At 52.6% G+C, this 18,963-nt stretch carries 10 protein-coding genes and 1 pseudogene; 5 read left to right on the forward strand and 6 right to left on the reverse strand.

The annotated features are described in order from the left end of the window. From JIN87_RS11070 to JIN87_RS11095, 6 genes and pseudogenes are all read right to left on the reverse strand, one after another. Positions 1-455, reverse strand: a pseudogene (locus tag JIN87_RS11070) (hypothetical protein); the annotation flags it as partial. Positions 456-489: 34 nt separating this feature from the next. Further along, positions 490-2,946: a right-handed parallel beta-helix repeat-containing protein gene (locus tag JIN87_RS11075; protein WP_200355625.1), complete on the reverse strand. Its 2,457-nt coding sequence runs from the start codon at positions 2,944-2,946 to the stop codon at positions 490-492. 17 nt (positions 2,947-2,963) lie between these two features. After that, entirely contained in the window at positions 2,964-5,024 is a 2,061-nt protein-coding gene (locus JIN87_RS11080) for a CehA/McbA family metallohydrolase (protein ID WP_200355626.1), read from the reverse strand. 248 nt (positions 5,025-5,272) lie between these two features. Beyond that, entirely contained in the window at positions 5,273-6,223 is a 951-nt protein-coding gene (locus JIN87_RS11085; RefSeq protein ID WP_200355627.1) for a carbon-nitrogen hydrolase family protein, read from the reverse strand. A 60-nt stretch (positions 6,224-6,283) separates the two neighbouring features. After that, entirely contained in the window at positions 6,284-6,589 is a 306-nt protein-coding gene (locus JIN87_RS11090; RefSeq protein WP_200355628.1) for a hypothetical protein, read from the reverse strand. Between the two features lie 131 nt (positions 6,590-6,720). Beyond that, positions 6,721-9,045 (reverse strand): CehA/McbA family metallohydrolase, encoded by a 2,325-nt coding sequence (locus tag JIN87_RS11095; RefSeq protein ID WP_200355629.1) that lies wholly within the window; start codon positions 9,043-9,045, stop codon positions 6,721-6,723. A gap of 315 nt (positions 9,046-9,360) precedes the next feature. Between JIN87_RS11095 and JIN87_RS11100 the strand changes: the two genes are divergently transcribed. From JIN87_RS11100 to JIN87_RS11120, 5 genes are all read left to right on the forward strand, one after another. After that, complete coding sequence (locus JIN87_RS11100) at positions 9,361-10,590, forward strand: hypothetical protein (RefSeq protein WP_200355630.1); 1,230 nt, start codon at positions 9,361-9,363, stop codon at positions 10,588-10,590. A 93-nt stretch (positions 10,591-10,683) separates the two neighbouring features. After that, a complete protein-coding gene (locus JIN87_RS11105; RefSeq protein ID WP_200355631.1) occupies positions 10,684-11,733 on the forward strand; it encodes a LacI family DNA-binding transcriptional regulator in 1,050 nt (349 codons plus the stop codon). Between the two features lie 24 nt (positions 11,734-11,757). Further along, positions 11,758-13,224, forward strand: a complete 1,467-nt coding sequence (locus JIN87_RS11110; protein ID WP_200355632.1) for an MFS transporter — start codon at positions 11,758-11,760, stop codon at positions 13,222-13,224. 15 nt (positions 13,225-13,239) lie between these two features. Further along, entirely contained in the window at positions 13,240-14,115 is an 876-nt protein-coding gene (locus JIN87_RS11115) for a creatininase family protein (RefSeq protein ID WP_200355633.1), read from the forward strand. Positions 14,116-14,673: 558 nt separating this feature from the next. Further along, on the forward strand, positions 14,674-18,654 hold the full coding sequence (locus JIN87_RS11120; protein ID WP_200355634.1) for an immunoglobulin domain-containing protein: 3,981 nt from the start codon (positions 14,674-14,676) through the stop codon (positions 18,652-18,654). Positions 18,655-18,963 lie beyond the last annotated feature (309 nt).

An 18,963-nucleotide genomic window follows, 5' to 3' on the forward strand; every position in this document is an offset into this window, starting at 1 on the left:
TCTATGTTGCCACCTGCGAACCTGAGAAAGATTCCGACCTTAGCATCCTGACAATGCAGCGAATCGATTCTCACGTGGGAAGGGTTGTTCCACACTATACATGCCTCATCAACGAGATTGACTCCTGTGATAAGAGGTGCACGGCCTTTTCCGTAGGCGGTAAGTCTAATCGGAGATTCAGCTGTACCTTTGCCGCGGAGTTCCAACTTAGCGTTCTCCCAAACGTCACCACGCTTCAAATACACGACTTCTCCTGCTTCCAGATCCAACGCTGCGAAGTTGTTAAAACTACGCCACGGGTGATCAGGAGAAGTTCCTGAGTTAGCATCATTGCCACTGCTAGAGCTGACGTAGTATTTGATTCCGTCGTATGTTTCTTCAGCAAAGGAGTCTGCAGTTAGCAGGCCGGAAAACAGAGAACTTCCTATAGCTATCAAAGCGAAAAGTTTATTCATGATAAAAACAAAAGGGATAGATCGTTAACGGGATTTAGTTGATCTGAAATATGGGTCTCACGGGAACGATTCGAACAAACAGCTTACCAGGGGCAACTTGCAGGAACGCGGACTCCTCTGGCTCATCTGCAGCAATCAAACCACTTTCGACCTCTGTCCATGCTTCCAGATCGTGGCTCAATTCAAGCCGGTAGTTTGTTCCAACTACAGCCATCCATTTAACGGTCAGGCCTTTCGAATTTAAAAGATCGAACTCGAGAATCTCGAAAAAGGAAGCGGCATCGTTTGGATCCGTATTGGCACGGTATTCATCCGCGTTCGACTGGCCGTCTCCATCCGCATCATTAAAGGCATCAAGAGAATTACTCGGATCAAATCCTCTCCGAATCTCCCAAAGATCAGGCATACCATCACAATCCCGGTCCTGCTCGTTAACTGGAATGAAGTTTCCACGCGGATCAGCCAATGAATCAGTAAAGAGTAGTAAATCCTCGATGTCTCCCATCGAACCATTGTCCCAACTCAACCGATACACCGGCCCCGTTTCAGTCGAAATTAAGCTAACATGATCAGGACTGCTCGATAAATTCCCGACACCATCGCCCGTAATCAAATACCTAGCGGGATCAAAGACACCCCCAGTTGTATCCACCACCTGATTGAAACGTAAATCAAGACTTGTAGGCGAAGCCGCTTCGACAGAGGCAACAAAAGGAGCCTTCTGAGCAGCGAACTCATCGATCCTCAAAATCGCCCCCGTCTCAGAAGTCGGATCGATTCGCCAGCGAGTCACGACACCCCGATATTCGGCACTAGCTCCCAAATCTACCACGTACTCACGCATTTGTCCGTCAGCGATAACGGGAAACGATACGGATTTTTCGACGGAAAACGAAGGGTCCACTTCGGTCTGGAAAAAAATCTGAGCAACTTGGCCAGTAGTCGAGCTCATGCACACTCGTACCCAACGGCTCTCTCTTGTATTCACCCACGTATCCGGACTTTCGATATACGCATCAGCGCCATCAGACACCCCCATCAAACTCCCGTCGACTACACTCAACCCGCTCCAATCATTTTGGTTGCCCCATCCTTCTACCGATTTTTCAAAACGCCACTCAATTGGACGATCCTTCACATCAGCCCAACTCAAGTCGGAACGAATATCCTCCGGATGAAAATCCCGATCCCAGCGATCCTGCTTGTCAGCTACACTCAGCCGTCCTTTCGCATCATCCACTCCGACATCGCTCCCCAAGTACACCCCTACATTCTTCAACTTGCCGTAAGTTTCAGAATTGTCTGGTCCACCACCGTATCTGAACTCTGAGTTCTGCGAAGCACTTCCTGGCTTCGGATTGCGAGCATTGTTCCACACCGTCAACCGCTCCAGCAACAACTGGTCATTGGAGCCGGCACTATTGAGTACAAGGACACCTCCACCCTCGTTGTCATGCAACACGGTGTCTCGAACCACAATGTTCACACAATTGCCTTCGATATCGAAGCCTACACCATCGTTGCTGTCGGCAGGACGGGTATTGCCCGCAAACTGACAATCTTCGACAAGAAAGTTCTTACTGTGCTGGATAAAAGCTCCGGTCGTTCCGGTACGATAGTATCCATCGCCCCCCAGCCACGTATCAACTCGTTTGGCATGTCCTCCGTCCACAAAGAAAAGGGCGAACGCACCATTCTCACACCCAGTCACCCAAGAGTCTTCAAATCGTACATTGGTGAAACGGCTCTGATAAATGGCTGGAAAATAGAATCCGTTCCCCAAGCCTGTATTCACATTCTTAAAACCGCAATGCGTCACCGAGAAGTCGTTCAGGACCAGAGTACTCTCCGCCGGCCAAGGCCCACCTGGAGGAGCAGGAATACTACCTCCCAGCCAAATCCCAGCGCCCCAAGACAATTCAAAAGGCGGATTGACCGTGATGTTTCCTTCCTCATCGCTCCACCGCTCATTCATGTTTTCAAAATAACAATTAGTGATGTGCACATCCTGATTGTTAAACATGTCACCCGTACCATCCGTATTCCCTCCCGCGAAGCGGAGATAGATCCCTATCTTCGCATCTCGGCATTGCAGCGAGTCGATTCGAACGTGCGACGGATTGTTCCAAACGACACAAGCCTCAGTCGTTAGATTAATCCCCGTAATCAACGGCGGCTCGCCCTTTCCGTACGCGGTCAGCCTGACAGGAGCCTCGACGCTCCCTTTCCCCTTAAGTTCAAGCTTAGCATTCTCCCAAACGTCTCCACGTTTCAGATACACAGTCGTTCCAGGACCGAGTTCGATATCGACCAAATTGGCGAAACTACTCCAAGCTTGCTCGGGTTCGCTTCCGATATTCGAGTCATTCCCACCACTGGAGCTAATGTAGTAGTTGTTGCCCCCATTACCCCAAACACTCACGCATCCAATGAGCAGGCTGGATAAAAACAGCACGAATCGAGTTACAGATACAGGAAAGGCACAATTCATGATAAGCGAAGTTACCTTTATCGGGCGAGTTCTTGCTTGATAAGAGCTTCGTATCGATCGATTCCACTCTGGATGTAATCGAGCTGAGCCTGCCTCTGCTCGTCACTTTCATATCGAGCATTGGCTCGTACATTCTCTTTGTGCCCTTTTAAGAGATTCACCCAGAATTGGGCTACATCAGGTTTAAAGACTCCTCTCCCATCAACATCCACAAAGATGCCAGACGTATGAGCAACATGGACACGCTTCAACGCAGAGAACTCATCCGTCTGCGAACAGCGAGCAACGAACCACCTTGCTTCTTCAGCTGTGATATCAAATTCCAGCACCGCGTCCTTTTCCGAGGTTTCGGTCTCCACCATAACCTGACCATTGGAAATCACCTGAAATTTTCCGATCGGTTCCCGTGACGAAACTCTCGCTGTTACCGAAAGCAGATCGCCTTTTTCAACATCAATAGTATCCCCAATTTCACTACCATTTACAGAGAGAAAGATCAGAGGTCCGGAAGTAGTGAATGTCCTGCCCCTTCGAATTCCCTCGATCCAGTTCTCATACGTGAATCCACCTTCGACCTTCACGTACATTCGTGCCGAGCCAACAGTACGCGCCGGATGATCGGATCCGTTTCCGAGCGGAATCTTCAATCCGCAATCGAGAAAACGGTAAAAGTTCGCCGGAGTCATTTGGTCGAATGCATCGGATAAGCCCATGATAGCATTCACCGGGACATCTGATCTATGATTAGGTCCCATGTCATGAGCCTCGGTTGAGATTCCACCTTGGGCGTGAACTTCCTCGATCGCCGTCTTGTTGAGCGGCCAGTCATAGGCAGTATGATCGCCCCCCGACCCCATGCCGGTCGCCACAGGCTGCACAAGCTCGGTAATATTCAAAAAGCAAAGGTGTCCATAGTAGTTATCGTTCCGATACTCCTCAGCCATCTGGATGTGGTACGTATCGTCACTGTGAGATAACACAGGTCCAACGGGAAATTGGTCCGGCTTTAAGAAACTCCCGCCTTGGGACTCTGGCCGATACTGAAACAGCGTCAGATTGTTAACCACATTCAGATCTTCCGCTCGTTGTACAACAGCAAGAAGATTCATGTCCTCGTTCTCGCTCCAGTGATTCTTCAACCAATGCACATGCGTGTCGCCAGAGATCCACGCTTCATCCTTCATGTCGCGAAAACGCTGAGCCATCAGCTCCACCGAGCGGTTCTCGCCAGCAGCGACTTCAATTTTCCGCTCTATTAGCTTGTGCTCGTAGCCGCGTTCATAAGTCAAGTTCAGTTCACCAGATGGGACCTTAGCCCGAAACGTCCCATCGGAGTAGAAAAACGGAAGCTTGTATCCATAAAATCGATTCTCAGATCCGATTTCGAAGAGCATCTTCTCCGACAAGGTCGTGTTACCCGCGTACGCTTCTCCATGACGGCCAATACCGTCACTACCAAACAAATACACACGTCCAGGTGAAAGCTCGCCATCCGACTCAGAGACCACCCGACCTTCGAGGACGGCAGGTTCCAGCAAACGAATTGGGATCGCTACTTCTTTCTGCAGCCCCCCCGAGTTCGAATCCACAAGCTGTATACGAATGACTCCTTCGCTACCGTTAGCCCTAGCCGCCTTCGCCACCTTTTCGTGAATTACCTGACCGTTACCATTCACGAACTGCACGCGAGCGATAGACTCTTTCGCTTTCGTCTTAGGAGCAATGGGGACCATGAACACACGAGACTCGCCCACAGGAATCGTAGTACTTATAGACCCCGCAGGCTGCCCAAGCTCAAACGCGATCAGATCCAATTCGTTTGCGCTCTCGTTGTTAATCTCGATCCAAACGAGCGAGTTTAGCCCACTCCAAAGTTCGAAGTTTTGCAGTTCGCTAGCAGGCGTTAATCCTGACTCAGTCCAGTCAAACGAAGCCCCTTGAAGCGTCTGCTTCAACTTACTAAGCAACGCATGAGCATCCGCTCGTGCCGTTTCAAAGTCACCTCCGTCTTCCCACGGAGTGAGGCACGGATATATCGCCGTCGACCGATCGATTAGCTCCTGCTGTAGCGGTGTCATCGCCGTACTTAGGACATAGGTAAATAAATCGAAGTAGTAGCGGATCGGCTCATTTCGAGCTACGTTCTGCAATTGCTCGACCGTAGGCTCAGGCCGTTGATGGTGATCAGGATGGGCAAGAGCCGACTGAGCGCACAGTAGAGACAAAACAGAACTTCCGCAGATACAAAGTATCCAGCGTTTTAGTACCCCTCGTCTCGCACCCTCAAGGCGTTTTAAGACCTTACCCATTCCGCTATTTCTCGCGTTTAGCGAGAGCTAGGATCGTAGTCTCCGCCGCCTTGCAGGTCCTTACGGCTGAACTCCTCGATTCCGTTCTCCTTCATCAAGTCGTCGTACCGATGTGGTCTGCGGTAAGAGTCACCCCAGATCGTACGCTCACGATAGAAACGCAAACCGCCGAGATCAACATTCGCATAGAGAATCGTCTCTTCCGGTCCAGCTTCTCCCAAAGGCTCCGCCGCCGCGTCAAAAGCCACCGAACGACCATTCATGTAAGGTTGCGGATAGTTCGTCATCAGCATAGCGGTACTGTTTTCAAGAGCCCGAATGCGGAATTGATCAATTCTTAGATCAGGCAAAGTACATGCATTTGGCGTTAGGATTATTTCCGCACCCTTCGCCATCAAGATACGTGCGCTCTCTGGGAATTCGCGATCGTAGCAAATCATCGCGCCCACATCTACAGGTCCCTTCTTGGTATCCAAACTTCCAACGAACCACTCGCTACCTGGTGTCGTCGAACGTTCGTTTGGAGCGAAATCTACCGTGTGGACCTTTGCGTATGTTAAAACTTCCTTACCGTGGCGGTCGAACAGAGTGATGGTATTGCGAGGCGCAACATCCCATTTTTCGAGGTAAGTCACACCAATAGCCATATCGAGTTCCTTCGCCAGCTTACTGAAGTGCTGAACCCAAGGGCCATCCTTAGCCACAGCATTAGCCTTCCAGGGCTCAACGTCGGCACGTTCTAGAGAAGGGAGCCACTGGTAACCATTGCTCCACATTTCCGGCATCAAAACGATGTCAGCACCGTTTTCAGCAGCCTTTCTACAAAACAGATCAGCCTTCTCTAAGTTAGCCTGGGCATCGCCAGGAACAGGCATCATCTGCAACAAGCCCACCACGAGCGGCTCCTGCGAGCGTGCAGCAAACGCGCTCACCAAAAATATCATTACAATTGAAAATCTCTTTTTCATACTACTTTTCCGATAAGCCCCCCACCACGTCAGACACGAGGAATCCATATTCTAGTTTCTTCACTTCTCCCGCCTTCCAACATCGGAGAACTCCTGGGAAGACGGTCCAAATGACAAATAGGCAAACGGAGAATCTATCACAAAAACACCACCCTGCTCGGCAACTTCATCGCATGAGCTAAACTTAAGCGCACCCTCAGGTTTACGGCTATCCCACTTGCCTACCCAAAGCCCCAATCGCGCGCCAATGCCAGTGCTCGAATTCGCAATCACGAACTCGCCACTTGATTCGCTAAGTTGAGTTTGGGGTACCTTAGCGACAACCACCGTGCTTCGACAGTTTTCCATATCAATACCCTTCTTCATAAGGTATCGTTTCCTATGGCAAGTTTAAACGTGCCCTACGGATAAATTTTACCAAGCCATGAACCAGTTCGCCGAACTGGTTCAAGGCGATGCGAGTGACAGTTCGACCAATCTGAAAGGATCCCGTCTCCCTACCGAGGAACGCTCAACTGCTCATCCAACTCAGCAAGAAGCTTACGGTAGATTCGACGTGTAATCTCCGTGCGCTCGCGAACCTGACTGGCTTGTTCGACGGATCGAATCGCCCAGAAATCGATGTGGCTCATCCTCCCCTTCGACTTCGCATCCTCTGCAGCCGCAACCACACCGTCGATTTCGTCGAGGATAGCGAGCTGCTGCCCCACGATGTCTCGCACGCGTTTGACGTTCCAGTGACGTTTCCCACCCTGCGATACATAAACCGGCGTCGTATGGGCAACTGATCCATTCAGACCATAAGCTCGTAAGGCAATCCAACCGCTCCCATCGACAGGTACCTCGAACGAAGTCGAAAGCTCCCCTCCACCAACCTGAGTGATCGAAACGCGTTTGATCACCTCGCTCAAACGCACCACCTCCAAGCTCACTGGCTCTGAATCACCAGGCAACCCCCAAGCTTTCGCGTCGATTTTAAGCGTGTCGCCCAACTCCGCTTGGATTTCCTCGCCCGCCATTTGACCGTTCACCGAAAACTCGAGCATCGGCCCATTTGTTACGAAGGTATGCCCCTTCGAAATCGCATCGAACCAAGCATCAGCCGTAAACGGCTCGTTGCCGAGGTAAGCGTAGAATCGAACATTCCCAAGCGATCCCGCATAAGGCATGTCACTGCCAGCAGTCCCCGTTAGCTTGTAGCCGAGGTCGAGGAAGTCATAAAAGAGCTGAGTGCCAAGCGATCCCTGCATAATACTGTAGAAGTCGTACATCTCGCGTGGCACCATCAGCGCCATGCCACGGTGAGCCTCGCACGCATTTTGCCCCACATGGGTTTGACCAAACAAGCCACCTTGCTGATGGATCTGATCCGCGATCCAGTCGAGCTGCAGATAGCGGCTCAAATCGCGAGCCATCTCCGTGATATTCATACCAATGTTGTGACCCAAGATCGACCGCGGATCCTCCTGCCCAGGGATCAGAAAGTAGCCATCCTCCTCGATCCGAAACGCTTCCCCAAACCCACGCTGCGAATAATAAGTCCGCTGTGGATCTCCCATCTCTAGAATATTGGATACTCGTACGTCCATAGCTCGCGTAAACGCCATCAGCTTTTCGGCATCTTCACTCGAACGCATTCGACTATGCACATGGTCATCGCCACTGTACCAGCCACTTTCCGCCATATCGACCCAGCGCTCGAGCTTCACGACTTTATCTGTCCACCCCCCCGACTTGATCTCGAAAATCTCCCGAACCGGTACCGTTTCGATTCCACGAAACACAGTCACTTCCCACTTTCCGACAGGGAGCTCCATCTCAAACTCATCCGGCACCACCCAATAGTGCCCCGTAAATTCGCCCGGAATACGAACATCAAACGCCCGTCCTGGACCGTAGATGTTAAAGCCCGGAACGACATCGATCGCCGTCCCCGTCACATCTTCGATCATCGGCTTCAAATCCATCGAACCCGACGGAGCCCACATACGCCCCGAAGGCAAAGCAGTAAGCCTTACCATCGCCGGCACCGACTCCCCGTTACCATCCTCCACACGGAAACGGAGCTGCCCGGACTCTGGCATATCAAACTTAATCGCATGCCATTGAAACGGAGTGGTAGCATCGATTTTCTTAAACGCGATGTGGGTCGAATAATCACCAGATGGTGGCTCCGTTATGTCCTGAAAAACATAGATAATCCCATCCTCGTCCACTGGTATCTCATACTGCCCATCATAACGCTCCTGCGCCATGTTCATAGACTGCACCACGAAACGCTTAACCCGGTCCCCCGTCTTCGTCTTTAACAACAGACACCCTGCTTGCGCATCAAAAGGAACCACCGCATGAGCATCCGGAAAAGACACCCCAGGGCGAAAATCATAGGCAAGCACCTGCGGCGCTGATTCCAATACCTCACACAATATCCGCTCCCCTTCAGAGCGATTAAAAGCCGCATCCTTTGGTCCTGCCTCAGGGTGCCTTCCCGCCTCAATATCTTGGGCAACCTGAAAGGCATGCAACGCCTGATCCAATCGGGCAAACTGCCCCTTAGCAAGCAACCCGCTCCCCCGCTCAGTCAAAGCTCTCGCAAACTCCGGAGCCCCAGGTATTGCATCTGAAATAGATGCCGCCTGCTCAGCCGTCGGCTTCTCGTAATGCGCACCATGGGCCCGCAAATCCGTCGGGACCAAAGCAACAATCGCCGCACAGCAAAGCAAAGCGGCTCTTAAAAAGATGACACTACGGCATAAGTGCCCTAAATCAACAGTAGCCGCAGGCGCAAAGAATCCGAGTGCGTTAATTGAAATCTTCTTCATCTAGAGATTGGCCAGAGACATGACGAATACTCGCGAATAAGCAACTAGGAATCGTTTCTCATCTGCCAATTATTTGGCAAAGCAGAACAAAAATATCAGTGCCGCTTCCCGCTTTCGCCCTCCGATCCACGCCCTCTAGATTCTAAATACCTCAAATAGAGCCCCCCAAACCAGGATCCTCCCTCAATTTACCACGTTTTGTATAGCAGAGCTTAATAGCGCTGCTAAGGAAGCTCGGGATTGACAAAGCCAATAGGTAACGTTTCCTTTCAAATTCATACGGGCCTACGCAGCTCTAATTCACCCCCCGGAAACATGATCAAAAAGCTATCTATCTTCCTTGCTATCCTCATAGCAGCCCCCTTTCTCCAAGCCCAAGACGAGGACCCGCTCGCAGGCTATAAAAAATTCAAGTATCCCGGCCTAGTCCCTGGAGGCCGCGATGGATACAACATTTTCGACGGAGGCGGAGAATACAAAAACTTCACGCTCGCCGAAAACCAAGAGCCGCTCGTCTACGTGCTTGGCCCACTCAAGACCAGCCCAAGAGCAGTGATCGAATACCGTGCCGAAGTTGCCGTCGAAAGAACGACCGCCGACCCAGAGTGCAACATTTCGCTCGTAGCTCGAAACGCAAAAGGAAAGGAGATCGCCACCGGCTTGGGCATGGTAACTCCCGACTACACCTCCCTCGCCCCGAACTGGCAGAGCGTCACCAGCAAAGCCGTAATGCCGGAGGACACCTTCTACGTCGAGATGCGCATCCAGCTAAACGCGCCGATGAGGCTCCACACCAAAGAGAACCAGGCAGGGATCCGTTCTCTGGGCATCTGGTCCCCCCCAGCAGACAAGAGCCTCACCCAGAAAGCGAAAATCACGAACGACATACTCAACGTCGTCTTCGATCCAAATAAAATGAGCCTTGGTGTTGTGGACAATCGCAACGGCAAAAAATGGAATTCCCTCCCCCTTCCTAGCACTTTTGGCCTCGAGAAAGTTGCGACCGGAAAACTGGAGGACGGAAGCTCCGTCATCACAATCCAAGGCGTCTACCTCGCCTATACGGCCCCCTACCGCATCACAGTTATGCTGGCCCCCAACGCTCCTTCTATCATCTATCGTACTGAAACCGATCCGAACCTACGCTTCCCGGAAAAAATCGGCAAAATCACGACCGTACCATCCTTCATCGCACCTGACGACACTCACAAACTCGTCCTCCCCGCCAGCCCGCATTTCCTCTACTCACCGAGCGATAAGAACATTACTCCAACAGACTGGACATTCGACGAAAACCCAGCCTGGGCCGGTATCACCGACGCTGAAGGGGCCGCTGGTATGATGTACATCGTAAACTCCTTCCAGCACGCCTCCGCCGGCATCCGCCACGAGAAAGTCAAAGGCAAGACAGGTCCTGCATCCATCGACATCCACTGGAACTCCTTCGATGGCACATGGGAATACCCACGCGACGTGCAGATCTGGTTCACTGACCAAGGCGGACAAGACGCTCTCAGCGAATACTTCCTCAACCGGAAGTTCTAGCCGCGGACTCCCCATCCCGGTCCCGAATCCCCCTCCTCAATCGGCATCCCCCACTCCTCGAGGGATGCCGAAACCAACAACAAACAATAATCTATGGCTCCTACCCTCAAGGAAGTAGCAAAGGAAGCAGGTGTCGCTATCAGCACCGCGTCCGGAATCCTCACCGAACGCCCAGATTCCTGGGCTTCCGAATCCACCCGTAAACGCGTGCAGGAAGCAGCAAACCGTCTCGGCTACGAAGCAAATCGCTATGCCCGCGGCCTTAGAATCGGCAGCTTCCAAACAATCGGATTGCTAGTACCCGACCTCCTCAACCCAGTCTACACGGTCTACGCCCGAGCGATCCAAGAAGCATTAGAAAAAGCCGGCTACTCCCTTACTGTCGAAGAGGCTAAGGCCAGTTTGAAGGGCGAAAGCGCCGCCGTCAAAAAGCTGCTGGCGAGCCAAGTGGACGGTATCCTCTGCTTCTTCATGGACATGAAAGCGCACGAGAAATTGTTCACCAAGCAGAAGAACAACAATCTTCCAATGGTCTTCTTCGGCGATTCTTACCCGAACTCAGGAATCGACAACGTGCAAATCGACTTCGGACGTGGCACCAAGGAGGCGATCGAAGAGCTGATCAAACTTGGGCACAGTAACATCGGCGTACTCTACGGCTACCACCCCGTACCCAAGGAACGGGAGCGGGCCGACAGCCGAATGGAGTTTTTCCAGACCGTGCTGAGCAAACATGACCTGCCATTCCCAGAGTCCAACCTGCTGAAGTCCGGGCACACTATGCAAAACGCTTACGACCGCTTCAAAGAGTACCTCGACAGCACGGATCCCACCGATCGAGTCAGCGCCGTTTTCGCGATCAACGACATCCTCGCCCTAGGAGTGATGAGGGCAGCGATCGATCATGGCCTAAGCATTCCCGAAGACCTCTCAATCATAGGCGTGGACAATACGCCCATGTCCCAGTTCAGCCCCATTGCCCTGTCGTCCGTAGGGTACCCAATCCGCGAAATCGCCCGAACCGCAACCGACTTCCTGATCTCACGCCTCCAGGGCGACAAGGAAGCCCAACGCGAGGTCATGTTCTCAACTCACCTCGTGCATCGTGAAAGCATTGCTCCTCCCGCTGTGGAAGTAGTTTAGCCGAAACGCTCTCCTCTCAAAAAAATGACGACGCAAACCCTGCCTGAAACCAAGCGGCCAACAACCTGGAATATCATAGGCTACTCGCTTGGCGAAGGAGCAGGATCCCTCGTCATGAACAGCATCAACGGCTTCGCCCTACTGTTCTACACCGATGCCTTGGGACTTCCGGCAAAGATGGCCGGACTCGCTCTTTCACTCGCAGTTTTTTGGGATGCCATCACCGATCCGGCGATGGGCTACATCAGCGACAACTCGCGATCGCGATTCGGTCGCCGGCACTCGTTCATGTTGCTTGGCGGCATCGCCATGGCCGTGAGCTACTATTTCATCTGGGCCGTCCCCGATGGATTCCGCAGCAGCCAAGAACACCTCTTCTGGTACCTCGTAATTATGAACATAATCATGAGGACGGCGGTGACCGTCTTTGTGGTTCCCTACGTCGCCCTCGGCTTTGAAGTCTGCACCGACTATCAAGACCGCTCCAAACTCCAAGGGATCAAGTTCACAGTAGGCATGCTGGCAAACTTCGCCGGGCCTGCACTCGCTTGGAAGTTCTTCTTCGCCGACGTGGGTGAGACGAAAGGCACCTCCATCGCCAGCAATTTCAACGACATGGCAGTCGCCTTCACGATCGCCGTCATACTCCTTATCCTCGCGACCACCTGGCTCACCCGCCAATTCGCCATCGACTCTCGCAGTTTTACTCCACCAAAGAGCCATGGTTTCGGAGGTTTCTTCAAGGAAGTCTTCAGCATCCTTTCCGAAAAGCTGCCCGCGATCATCTTCTCTGCGGTCACGACCTACATTGTCGGAGTCGTACTCGTGGGCTCGATCCAAATGTACGTCTACGTACACTTCATGCAGCTTACGTCCGACCAAAAGGTCTTCGTCCACGGTATGGGCATGGTCAGCGGCGGTATCGGTGCCCTTGTAGCCCCGGCCATCGCCAAACGGCTCGACAAAAAGGCAACCGCTATCGTGGGAATCGGATGCGGCATCCTCTCGAACATCCTGATGTGGCTCGTCTTCATCACCTTCGACCTCCCCGTCGACACCGCCCTTTCAATCGGAAGCGCTAGCATCCCGGTCGCAGTCATCTGCTTTGTTCTCTGCCAAGGGATGTTCTGGGGAGGAAACGCCATCCTTCAGCCCATAACTTACTCGATGATCGCTGACGTATCCCAAATACGCCAACACAGAACCGGAGAACTCCGTGATGGCAGCTACTCCGCCATGCTCAGCCTGATCTATAAAGTAGCGATCGCAGTGGGCATCCTCATCTCCGGCTACGTCATTTCCGGAATCGGCTACGAAGCGGAACTCGAACAACAAACGTCCCTCGTGGTGGATCGGCTGATGCAAGCCCTCTGCATCAGCGGCATCGTCTTCCCGCTCATAGCCGGACTCGTACTGGTCTACTACCCGGTCAACAAAGCCCGGATGGAGGCTCTTGAGGTAGAATCCGAACTCAAATTTCCAAACAATTAATCGCAACTGCACACAATGACTAAAGAAATCGCAAAACAAGTACAACTCGAGCACATGATGCCGCGGGAAGTCGACGCCGCCCAGTCCAGCTGCCCAACCCTCTTTCTTCCCCTCGGCACAATCGAATGGCACGGCTTCCAAAACGTGCTTGGACTCGACTCCCTCAAAGCGCACGAGCTGTGTGTCCAGGCTGCCCTACAAGGCGGCGGACTCGTCCACCCTCCCCTTTACGGCGGCGTGGGAGGTCTAGACGAGCCACACACCTTCATCTTCGACAAGGAAGAGAGCATCATCTCCAACTACCTACGCCCTTGGCTCGAACAGCTAATCCGCGAAAGCCACCGCAACGGCTTCAAGGCCATCATCCTGCTAACGGGCCACTATGGTGCCGCTCAGCAAATCATCGTACGCGAGTGCGCCGTCCGAATGAGCAAAGAGCTCTCCATCCCCGTGCTCGGAGTACCTGAATATTTCCTCGGCCTCGACATCGGCTACTACGGCGATCACGCAGCTACTTTTGAGACCTCCCTGATGATGCACCTACATGAAGGCACCGTCGATCTCGACCGCCTTGGCGAAGCGCCACACCAAGGCGTACATGGTGAAGATCCCAAGATCCACGCCACCGCAGAAGAAGGTGCTCGTCTAGCAGAACCAATCGTCCAACGCCTCGCACTCCTCGCCGCACGCATGCCAAAGTGGGACCAAGCGACACGTCTCCGCTTCGTCGAAGCTGAAAACGCACTCGTTTCGAAGCAAATCGAGCTATCAACGCCAGCCACCGCCTGGGGAGCCTGGGCCAAGGTACAAGAAGGCGCCCTGGATAACTACCCCATCATGCTGGAGAAGGAAGACTTCGAAGGAATCAAAGCTCTTGCTGAAACGCTTTGATTCCGATCTGCGACCTGAGCTGGAGGGCACTGCCCTCCATCACTCGCCAACTCATCAAAGCTGACCAAACGTTCCCGCAAGAAGCGCTTCAGAGCATCACTTTCGGGCGAGAGTATACATCAAAGGTAGTAAGTTCGCCCACCACACAGGTAACGTTTCCTTTTAGACTTGAAATCTAAAATACGTTCCACCATTAAAGCGAGCAGAACCCTAAGGTAACGTTTCCTAAAGCAGTGCAATTTGCCGTGAACGAATACCGCGAACCATCCCCAATCGAAGAAAAGAAGATATTTCAAGAAGCTGACTCCGACACTCAGAACACGAATCTGAAGCCAGCGACATACCCATGAAGCTTCTATAATTTTAAACGTATCAAACAACAAACTTAACCCGACCTCAGCTGAAAACCCTATCAGCGCGAAGGGAAATCGCCTGAGGTCGGATAAGCAACCTTCCCTACAAGGTATCCAAGTTAACAAGACGTTTAACTTTTTTCGCTAGTAACGAATTTCAAAAAAACAACATCCTTCCATAACAACAAACCGAATAGACGCCCCAATGGAAAAACGCCAAAGCAAGCGTAACGCCTACTTCAGTAGCACAAAATTCACGTCGCCAATTTCTTCGCTAAGGACCTTCCTAGCTCTGCTTGTATTGATTGTGACTTTTGCGTTCTCTGGAGGCAATCTCCAGGCAGATCCAGTTGTAGTCCCCATCCTCAACCCGAGCTTCGAAGAGCCAGTGGTCACATTGGAAGACAGTTATTGGTTTAGCGGAGCGCAAGATTGGACCGTCCTCGGGGGTCTGGGCACTGTACTCGCTCGAGATGGGCTTGATGTACCCAACACCGCAACTGAGGGCATTCAAATCGCCTACGGGAACAGTGCAGAGCACCGCCTTATTCAAGAAGTCGGGACCATGGACGCGAACACGACCTATACGTTCAGTATCGACGTTACGCCAATCGGTGCAGACCTTAGTTCGACCTTCCTATCAGTGTTTATCGAAGATTCGCAAACGTGGACGCCCTCTCCCGCTCAATCTCATTTCCGCCCCAGCTGGGACACCGATCGCGAGGACTTCGCCCTCACCCACCTGGAATGGACCACTGTTACACTCTCGTTCAACAGTGAGAACTTTGAGAGTATCAACGGCAATACGATCCGCGTTCAGATGTTCGGCACGAACATCGCCTACGATAACGCTCGCCTCACCAAAGAGGTGAATCCCACACTTTTCATTACTGCCCAACCTGTATCGCAAATCGCTGAACCAGGTGACAGCGTTACCCTATCCGTTGAAGCCAACAGCACCGCAGGCGATGTAAGCTACCAATGGCAAAAATGGGGAACTGATATCGAAGGCGCAACTGGCATGAGCCTCGTTGTCGATCCCGTTACAGGTTTCGACGCTGGTGAATACTCCGTCGTGGTCACCAACGACAACGGAAGTCTGACCTCGTCCACAGTGACAGTTACGGTCGCGGACATCATACCAGTATTGAACCCGAGCTTCGAGGAACCAGCCCTCTCCTCACCAGACAACATGTGGGCGAACAATCTCCAAGGATGGACGGATATCAATGGCGGTGAAAACGTTGGAGGAGGCACCACCATCGCCCGCCCTGGCATCTCTGGCGCCGAGTACGCCTCTGACGGAACTCAAATCGCTTTCGTCGCTTCGGAGCATATGTTTGTCCAGAATCTAGGAATTCTTGAACCTCATAGCCTCTACACGATCATGGTGGACATCGCTCCCCACAACGATCCGGCAACAACAAGATCCGAAATCTTTGTCGAAGCTCCTGTAGACTTCACCCAACCCGTTCAGATCGCGCATCGCCCTGACTGGGACACAGAACGCCGAGACTTCATCCTTGAACCTGGCAAGTGGACAACGGTTACCGGCTACATCCACACCGACAGCTGGGACGGCTCAGTCCAAGAATGGGGCACCGAAGGCGACATTTCCGGCAAGGAAGTCCGCCTACGTTTCGCTGGTGAATTCCTCAGCTACGACAACGTTCGAATTTTCAGAACGTACATGCCTTCTATCACGACTCAGCCTACTGATCTCGCAGTCACCGAAGGCGAAGCCGCAGTCCTTTCCGTTGCAGCGGACGCCCTGCCAGTTCCCTTCTATCAATGGAAAAAGAACGGCGAGGATATCCTTGGCGCAAACGGACCAAGCCTCAATATCCCGAGCTCTGCGTTCGACGATGCGGCTAGCTACACCGTGGTCGTAGCGAATAACGTCGGATCCGTCGAATCCGCTCCCGCAACACTCGCCGTTAACCCAGCAAGCGCAGCTCCTGAGATCGCACTTCAGCCAGCTAGCCAAGCAGCAGGCATCGGCGGCAGCGCGACCTTCAGGGTGGTTGCAACAGGCATCCCTGCCCCTACCTACCAATGGAAGCGCGGCACCCTCGACATCGAAGGGGCAACAAGCAGCGAGCTAACCATCCAGACAGTCGAAGGTTTCCACACGGGAGACTACTCTGTAGTGGTCACCAACAGCGAAGGTTCGGTTACTTCCAATGCGGCAATGCTTTACGTCGGGGAGCAAATCATTTTGCAAAACCCTAGCTTCGAGTCTCCCGATACAGACGGCTGGCACCCCACTGTTAATGATTGGGATGTCGCACGAAACATAGGCACCACTTACGTCAACGAAGCCTGGGCTCAGTATCCAGCTCCAGACGGTGATCAAGTAGCTTGGGGTGGAACAAATACTGACATAATTCTCACTCAGACTGTCGGTACAGTCGAAGCGAACACAGTCTATACAGTTTCTGTGGACATTTTCGCTCTCGGCGAACTGGCAGACACTAGCGCTTCAGTAATCTTTGAAGAAAACGACAACTTCTCTGTTCGAATGGCGGACATTTCATTCGATCCAAGCGGCGACCCAGCAAGAGAGGACTTCACCCTTAAAGCGGGCTACTGGAATACAATAACCGCCTCCTTCGATAGCCAGTTCTTCGACGGCACCGACGATGAAACGGATGTTATCGACCAGAACATGTGGATACACCTTAGAGGTGATGGCATCGCGTTCGACAATGTCCGACTCGTCAAGACATCAGCTCCAGCAATCACAACGCAACCAATGGCGACAGAAGTCATCGAAGGCAGCCAAGCGGTTCTCTCAGTTGTGGCCACCGGAGCTCCAGCCCCCACCTACCAATGGAAGAAGGGTGCTGACGATATCGACGGTGCAACCAGCAGTAGTCTCACAATCGATACAGTTGCTATTGATGATGCCGGTGACTACTCGGTGGTAATCACCAACTTCCTCGGTTCGGTTACTTCCGATGCCGCAGCGTTGACTGTCACACCGCTTGAAGCGCCTGCAATCACTGAGCAACCAATGGATCTCACCGTGGTTGCCCCAGCAGCAGCTAGCTTCAGCGTAGTCGCTACCGGTGTCCCTGCCCCTAGCTACCAATGGCAAAAGGGTGGCATCGATATCGAAGGCGCAAACAACGCTACCTTGACGATCAATCCGACTGATTCCGTCAACGCTGGCGAATACTCGGTCGTGGTCACAAACTCCCAAGGCAGTGTTAGTTCAAATGTAGCAACGCTCACCGTAAACTTGGAGCCAGACTCGGCACCAGTGGTTACCACTCACCCACTGAGCCAAACCGTAACAGCTCCAGCAAGCGTGACCTTCAGTGTCGAATCAACAGGCTTCCCCGTTCCCACCTACCAGTGGAAGAAGGACGGCGTAGACATTCCAGGCGCAAACTCAGTAACCTACACCATCGATCCTACCTCGGTTGAGGATGCTGGTGACTACTCGGTAACACTGACAAACAGCGAAGGGTCTGATACTTCTAATGCTGCAACACTCGCTGTTAATCCACCGCTTGTTGCTCCAGAAATTACACTGAACCCTCAGAGCCAGACGGTTCCTGCAACGAGTACGGTTGTCTTTACCTCTGCTGCTAGCGGCAACCCAGAGCCAACATACCAGTGGCAAAAAAACGGAGTCAACATCGATGGTGAAACCGGGAGCAGCCTTACCATCGATGCAGTTGATGTCTCCAACGCAGGTGACTTCAGCGTAATCGCGACAAACTCCGAAGGCGAAGCAACTTCAGCAGTAGCGACTCTCACAGTCACACAGCCAACTGCCTTCGACTCATGGGCAATCAGCTACGGATTGAGTGGAGCGGACCTCGATATGATGGCCGACCCTGACAACGACGGGGACAACAACCTCTTCGAATACGCTACTGGCGGACACCCTGCAGGCGGAGCCGATCCAATCGCAAGCCGCCCAAGCGTGAAGCTCGTCAAGGTCAACGGAGTCGAAGAGCTGCAATACAGCTATCCACAACGACTCAACGCTCCTGAACTGAGCTACCAAGTCGAGACAGCGAACAGCTTGGATGACTCGTGGTCCGAAACTGGATACGAAGCGATGACTCCAAACACTGCGATCAACGACGACTTCGAACTGGTCACCGTTCGTGTGCTAGTCGGAACCGACCCTGGGTTCGTCCGTCTCGTCATCAACTACACGGCACTTTAAGAGTGCCGGCCAAGCGGCTTTAAAAAAGAGAATAATTAACCCTCAACAAACTTAACGAGGGGAATACGAAGCACACCATTCTCTTTGAGGGCACGAGGAATCAACGATCCTCGTGCCTTCTCTTCATCTTAGTCCCCAAGCCTGCCCGCGACTCGCCCCCACACCCATACCCATACCGGCATTCAACTCAGATACTACGCCGGTTTAAGCCTTTGCCTACTGCGTATCAATTGCCATACCCGCGCGAGAAGTCCCCCTATACTCTCAAACGTCGTAGTCTATAGTTTGATACAAGTGCCAATCTCCGTG

It is taken from the genome of Pelagicoccus mobilis (assembly GCF_016595505.1).
GTDB lineage: Bacteria > Verrucomicrobiota > Verrucomicrobiia > Opitutales > Opitutaceae > Pelagicoccus > Pelagicoccus mobilis.